The following is a 6,741-nucleotide window of genomic DNA, read 5'->3' as shown; positions in this document are numbered from 1 at the left end:
CTATCAGTTACATATTGTACTTCATTGAACTGATGTTTTGAAAGAATGATTACCTAAGAGTTCAGCTCTTTCTGGTGTTGTTCGATGAGCCTATCCATGTACTCTTCACCGCGCTTGCGAGTATCGTCATAGGTTTCTGTCCCTTCGAACTTTGTTACCGTCTCATAATAAACCTTAACTTTTGGTTCTGTTCCTGAAGGGCGGACGATAATGCGTGAACCATCCTCGAGATGATAGATGAGTACGTCACTTGCTGGCAGGTTAATCGCCTCGGTAGCCCCACCGACAATAAAGCGCAAAGAAGACTGCAGATCTTCAATCACAGAGATAGCGACACCGTTTATTACTTTTGGTTGTGCCGAGCGGAGTTTAGAACCAATCGATGGTGAATCTGGGTCTAGGGCAATACTACGTTGCGCGTTGGTATGAACCCCATGTTCAAATGAAATTTGAGCGAGAAGATCCCAAACGGTTCGCCCTTGAGATTTTAACTCCTCAACCAGTTGAGCAAACACGACGATAGCAGACAGCCCATCTTTGTCTCGTACCTGAGTACCAATTGTGTAGCCTAACGCTTCTTCATAGGCGAACAAGAACTCGTTTTTCTCATCTTCTAATTGCATGCCAATATTCGCTAACCATTTAAAGCCAGTCAGCGTTTGGAAGTAAGTCGCACCATGGGATTGAGCCACTTTCTCAAGTAGAGTTGAAGATACGATACTGTTACCAACCAACTGGTTTTTAGTGTGTGGCTTTGATAGCAAGTAGTGCGCGAATAACACACCCACTTGGTCACCCGTGAGCATTTTGTAGGAAGCATCTTCAGTTCTGACTTTATCATCGGTTCGAACGGCAACCGCAAATCGGTCTGCATCTGGGTCATTAGCGCAAGCGATGTCGGCATCGACACTTTTTGCTAAGTTAACCACAAGATCCATCGCGCCTTTTTCTTCCGGGTTGGGGAAGTTTACGGTTGGGAAGTGACCATCTGGTTCTCTCTGTTCGGCAACACTGAACACCTTATGGAAACCAGAATCATGAAGTAGATCTTCCGCCATTTGTGCACCGACACCATGCATAGCGGTATAGGTGATGGTGGTGTTCGCCGATTCGATCTCTTTACTCACGTGTGGGCTCTGGTTGATCGCAGCGCGGTACGTTTGATAATAGCCTTCAGTTAACCATACCAACTTACCTTGTGTTTCAGCGTCACTAAGGCTCATCAATGGGATGGGCTTGGTCGATGCGATGTCTATTTCAGCAGCAATGCCTGCATCATGAGGGGGAATGATTTGAGCGCCATTCTCCCAGTACACTTTGAAGCCATTGTACTCCGGCGGGTTGTGGCTCGCCGTCACGACAACAGCCGCCGCCGCGTTGAAGTGATCGATACCAAAGGCAACGATAGGTGTCGCTGCAACATTCGAAGTTAGGTAAACCTTAATACCTAAAGCAGTGAGTACAGAAGCTGTATCAATCGCGAATTGCTTTGAATCTAAACGGCCGTCGTAGCCAACCACTACACCACGCATAGAGGCATTTTCGACATGTTCAATTAAATAGTGGCCAAGGCCTGTGGCCGTTTCTTGTATGACCAAGCGGTTCATTCTATTTGGGCCGCATCCGACTTTGCCGCGCAGTCCCGCCGTTCCGAATTCTAATCGTTGAATAAAGCGGTCTTCAAGTTCGTCGTGCATTCCCTCATCGATAAGGTATTGAAGCTCTTCACGAGTTCTTGGGTCTGGGTCTCTCGCTAACCAGTTCATTGCATCTTGCATAATCACTAAACCTTTTAATATCGGGGTGTCTTTCTGTTGATTTAATTTAAATGATACTGATTATCATTTCTATGAAAGCAATCGTAAAACTCGATTTAAAATAAATTCCAACAGCAAGGGAAAGGCATATGGGTAAAGCCACTTCAAATAATTGACTGTTTAATAAGTAAACTTACCTTGAACAATTGGATATCACTAACTAGCCTTTTACATAAATATAACAAAACTTAACAAGTTCGTCGTTTTTGAATCTTTAGTGGAAACTTACAACGCTTATGATCCGTATCGGTTCTTAAGTTCAGATGATGTCAGCAGCCCATTTACAGGCTAGCCCCATGTGAGTTGTAGATTGAGATTCAGCTTTTCATGTTCAGCTGGAATAACAATGAATGTTGTCTGGCTCGGAATGACACATAGCTCGTAATGACATGTAGTTCGTAACGAAACACAGCTCGCAACGACATTTAGGTCGCAAGTATCCAATTAGGAAGGATAAGGAGAGATCTTTTGAAAAGATTACTGGTTAGGCTAGCGTGGCTTTTGAAAAGTTTTGTTGTGGTTTTGGTGTCGCCTTTGGTGCATGCAAGCAGTGAATACAACATGACTCAAGGTGTCACTGAGATCAGCGGTAAGGTATACGAGCTTCATATGCTGATCTTCTATATCTGCTGTGCGATTGCCTTTGTTGTTTTTGGAGTGATGTTCTATTCGATTCTGAGGCACAGAAAGTCGAAGGGTGCGGTTGCTGCCCATTTTCACGAAAGCACGAAAGTAGAAATTCTTTGGACCATCATTCCTATTATTATCCTTATCGCTATGGCGATACCCGCCACTAAAACCTTAATAGCGATGGAAGACACCTCCCAATCAGATCTGACCGTAAAAATCACAGGGTCACAATGGAAATGGCACTACAGCTATTTTGGTGAAGACGTTGAGTTTTTCAGCCTCCTAGCAACCAGTGACAAAGAGATTGAAGGCATCGAAGTGAAAGGCGCGCATTACCTGCTAGAAGTTGATAAGCCACTTGTACTGCCTATCAATCGTAAAGTCCGCTTTTTGATGACTTCCGATGATGTGATTCACTCATGGTGGGTGCCAGCATTCGCCGTTAAGAAAGATACCATTCCAGGTTTCATCAATGAGGCTTGGACAAAGATAGATGAGCCCGGCGTCTACCGCGGGCAGTGTGCAGAGTTGTGTGGCCGCGCTCATGGTTTCATGCCGATAGTGGTGCATGCCATGGAAGAAGACGGGTTTGACGCATGGCTAGCAGAACAGAAAGAGTTGGCGATAGCCGAACAACAAGCCGCGAAAGATGCATTAGATGCGTCACTTTCTTTGGAAGAGTTGAATACCATCGGTGAAGAGGTTTACAAAACTCGATGTGCGGTTTGTCACCAAGCAAACGGTGAAGGCATTCCCGGAGCATTCCCTGCTATCAAAGGAAGTCCTATTGCCCTTGGTGATGTGGATGTTCATATCGACACCATTGTTTATGGTCGTGGCGGAACGGCGATGCAAGCATTCGATAATCAGTTAACCGAGAAAGAGATCGCAGCGGTAGTGACTTATCAACGAAACGCTTGGGGTAATAACACCGGCGATATTGTTCAGGCTTCAGATATCAACGTTTATAAAGCCAAGCAAGAAGGCGGGGAACAAGCTTCTGACGAACAAGGTTCAACGGATGAAACGCAAGGCTTAATGGATGAAGCACAAAATGATGCTAAGGATCAGTTATGAGTTCACCAATCAATAAGCCGGTGAAATCGGCTCCTGCAGAAGACCAAGTTCTGAGCCATTCTGCGGAAGGTACGCTGGGCAATGATGATTTGCCTGTTGACGATCACGACTCACATGCGGCACCTAAAGGCTGGGCTCGTTGGCTTTACTCAACCAATCATAAAGACATCGGTACACTTTATCTGTGGTTCAGCTTTGCGATGTTCTTAACGGGTGGTGCCATGGCAATGGTGATCCGTGCTGAGCTATTCCAACCCGGGTTACAACTTGTTGAGCCAGATTTCTTCAATCAGATGACTACAGTCCATGGTTTAATCATGGTATTCGGTGCCGTGATGCCAGCATTTACGGGCTTGGCTAACTGGATGATCCCGATGATGATCGGAGCTCCAGATATGGCGTTGCCGAGAATGAACAACCTCAGTTTCTGGATCTTGCCTTTTGCGTTTCTAATCTTGATCGGATCTTTGTTTACTGAGGGAGGTGGGCCGAGTTTTGGTTGGACATTTTATGCGCCACTCTCGACAACTTATGGCCCAGACAGTACGGCATTGTTTGTGTTCTCAGTTCATATTATGGGGATCAGTTCGATCATGGGGGCGATTAACGTCATCGTAACCATAGTGAACATGCGCGCACCGGGTATGACTTGGTTCAAGCTACCGATGTTCGTATGGACATGGTTAATTACCGCTTTCTTGCTGATAGCCGTGATGCCCGTGCTCGCGGGGGCTGTGACCATGGTACTGACTGACAAATACTTTGGGACGAGCTTCTTTGATGCCGCTGGTGGTGGAGACCTGGTGATGTTCCAGCACATATTCTGGTTCTTTGGGCACCCCGAAGTGTACATCATGATCTTGCCGTCTTTTGGTATTGTCTCGGCGATCATTCCTGCATTCAGTGGTAAGCGTCTGTTTGGTTATCACTCGATGGTGTACGCGACTTGTAGTATCGCATTGTTGTCATTCTTGGTTTGGGCGCACCACATGTTCACCACGGGTATGCCAGTATTTGCCGAACTATTCTTCATGTATTGCACTATGTTGATTGCGGTGCCGACTGGTGTGAAAGTGTTCAACTGGGTGGCGACCATGTGGCGGGGTGCTTTGACCTTTGAAACCCCAATGCTGTTTGCGATTGCCTTTATTGTTTTGTTTACGATCGGTGGGTTATCTGGATTGATGCTCGCTATCGTGCCTGCTGATTTCCAATATCACGATACTTACTTTGTGGTGGCTCATTTCCACTATGTTCTGGTGACAGGCGCCGTGTTCTCCATTATGGCCGCCGCCTATTATTGGCTGCCGAAATGGACTGGGCATATGTACGACCACAAGCTCAGTTTGTGGCACTTCTGGACGTCGGTAATCTCAGTTAATGTACTGTTCTTCCCTATGCACTTTTTAGGGCTAGCGGGTATGCCGCGTCGTATTCCAGATTACGCCATTCAGTTTGCTGATGTTAACCAAGTCGTGTCGATTGGTGGCTTTGCCTTTGGGTTGTCTCAGTTGATTTTCTTATGGCTAGCTATTAAGTGCGTAAGAGGCGGAGAGCCTGCACCAAGCAAGCCTTGGGACAGAGCTGAAGGGCTAGAATGGACAGTACCAAGCCCTGCGCCTCACCACACCTTTACTCATCCACCTAAAATCGATTAGAGGAATGAGCTATGAGTGATAAGCAAAGCGATTCCAATCAAGATAAAAAACAACCAAAGCGCCTATCTAATAAGCGATCTACTAAAAAGCTGACGGGCTACTTGGTGTTGAGTGTGGTTGCGATGTTTGGCTTCGGTTTCGCTTTGGTGCCGCTCTACGATGTGATGTGTGACGCCTTAGGGATTAACGGCAAAACCAACACGGTCTCTGCCGTTCAACCTCAGGGAATGCAGCCTGATTACTCTCGTACTGTTCGTGTTGAATTTATGTCGCACATTAAGCCAGATATGCCGTGGCAGTTTTCGCCTGAGGTTCGAGTGTTAGAGGTTCATCCTGGTGAGGTGGTGCAAACTAACTACATTGCCAAGAATCTTTCTGGAGCTTCATTGGTTGGCCAAGCCGTACCATCGGTTTCTCCTGGTATGGGAGCGACTTACTTCAATAAGATGGAATGCTTTTGCTTTAATCAGCAGCCATTGGACGGGTACACGAGCGCAGCTATGGGGTTGATATTTTACATCGAGCCCGATATTCCAGAATCGATACATACGCTTACGCTCTCTTATACGTTATTTAATATCACGAGTGATGCTGGCTTGAACAAGAGTCAACCTAAAGCCGAGACACTCGCAAGTAACTAGGGATTTACAGAACCAGTATCAACATAAGGAGTTGAGCGATGAGTTCTAAAAAGGAAGTTTATTTCGTTCCACATCAAAGCCACTGGCCATTAGTAGGTGCCGTTGCGTTGTTTTTGGTCGCGGTTGGCGCTGGCTTGACGGTGCAAAACATGGGCACCGACGCCGCTGGTGGCGTGTTTGGCAAAGCAGTGCTGTTAGTCGGGTTTTGTGTGTTGCTTTACATGCTCGCAGGTTGGTTTAGCAATGTGATCACGGAATCATTAAGTGGTCTTTATTCTGAGCAAATATCTCGGTCTTTTAGACAAGGTATGAGTTGGTTCATCTTCTCTGAAATTATGTTCTTCGGCGCTTTCTTTGGCGCGCTTTTCTACGCTCGTATGATTTCTGTGCCTTGGATTGGCGGGGCAGGCAACAATGCAATGACCCATGAAGTGTTGTGGCCAATGTTTCAATCAATGTGGCCGCTAACCACTACCCCTGATGGTGTGACGACAGAAGCGATGTCTTGGCAAGGTATCCCGCTTAAGAACACCATTATCCTGCTGCTTTCATCGGTAACACTTCATATGGCGCACCTAAGCCTTGAACAGAACAAGCGTATGGCTTTGATCGTGTGGCTGGAGATAACCATTGTTCTGGCTGGCTTCTTCCTATTCTTCCAAGTCGAAGAGTACCTTCACGCTTATCAAGAGATGGGGTTGACACTTCAATCTGGCATCTACGGTAATACCTTCTTTTTGCTGACTGGGTTTCATGGCTTGCATGTCTGTCTAGGGACGATCTTTTTGATTGTGTTGTTGGTGAGGGTAGCGAAAGACCACTTCACTCCGAAAGACCACTTTGCGTTCCAAGCGGGTAGTTGGTATTGGCACTTTGTTGATGTGGTTTGGTTAGGTTTGTTTGTATTTGTCTATGTAC

At 46.3% G+C, this 6,741-nt stretch carries 5 protein-coding genes; 4 read left to right on the top strand and 1 reads right to left on the bottom strand.

Annotated elements, in window-relative coordinates:
* Positions 1-53: 53 nt before the first annotated feature.
* The gene (locus AB4232_RS09825) at positions 54-1,778 is read right to left on the bottom strand and encodes a phospho-sugar mutase (RefSeq protein WP_372087023.1); all 1,725 of its coding nucleotides are present in this window, start codon (positions 1,776-1,778) and stop codon (positions 54-56) included.
* 507 nt (positions 1,779-2,285) lie between these two features.
* Between AB4232_RS09825 and coxB the strand changes: the two genes are divergently transcribed.
* From coxB to AB4232_RS09805, 4 genes are all read left to right on the top strand, one after another.
* Positions 2,286-3,524 carry a cytochrome c oxidase subunit II gene (gene coxB, locus AB4232_RS09820; protein ID WP_372087022.1) on the top strand — a complete coding sequence of 413 codons (1,239 nt, stop codon included), beginning with the start codon at positions 2,286-2,288 and terminating at the stop codon, positions 3,522-3,524.
* Positions 3,521-5,182: a cytochrome c oxidase subunit I gene (gene ctaD, locus AB4232_RS09815; protein WP_372087021.1), complete on the top strand. Its 1,662-nt coding sequence runs from the start codon at positions 3,521-3,523 to the stop codon at positions 5,180-5,182. The genes coxB and ctaD overlap by 4 nt, the downstream gene beginning before the upstream one ends.
* 11 nt (positions 5,183-5,193) lie before the next feature.
* Positions 5,194-5,823: a cytochrome c oxidase assembly protein gene (locus AB4232_RS09810; RefSeq protein ID WP_372087020.1), complete on the top strand. Its 630-nt coding sequence runs from the start codon at positions 5,194-5,196 to the stop codon at positions 5,821-5,823.
* Positions 5,824-5,861: 38 nt separating this feature from the next.
* Positions 5,862-6,741: cytochrome c oxidase subunit 3 (locus AB4232_RS09805; RefSeq protein WP_372087019.1), on the top strand; the 880-nt coding region annotated here is incomplete at its 3' end.

Origin of the sequence: Vibrio sp. 10N.286.46.A8 (assembly GCF_041470165.1) — a bacterium.
Classification (GTDB): Bacteria; Pseudomonadota; Gammaproteobacteria; order Enterobacterales; family Vibrionaceae; genus Vibrio; species Vibrio tasmaniensis_A.
Note: the sequence above shows the minus strand (reverse complement) of the source record. Positions and strands in the feature narration are given on the sequence as shown.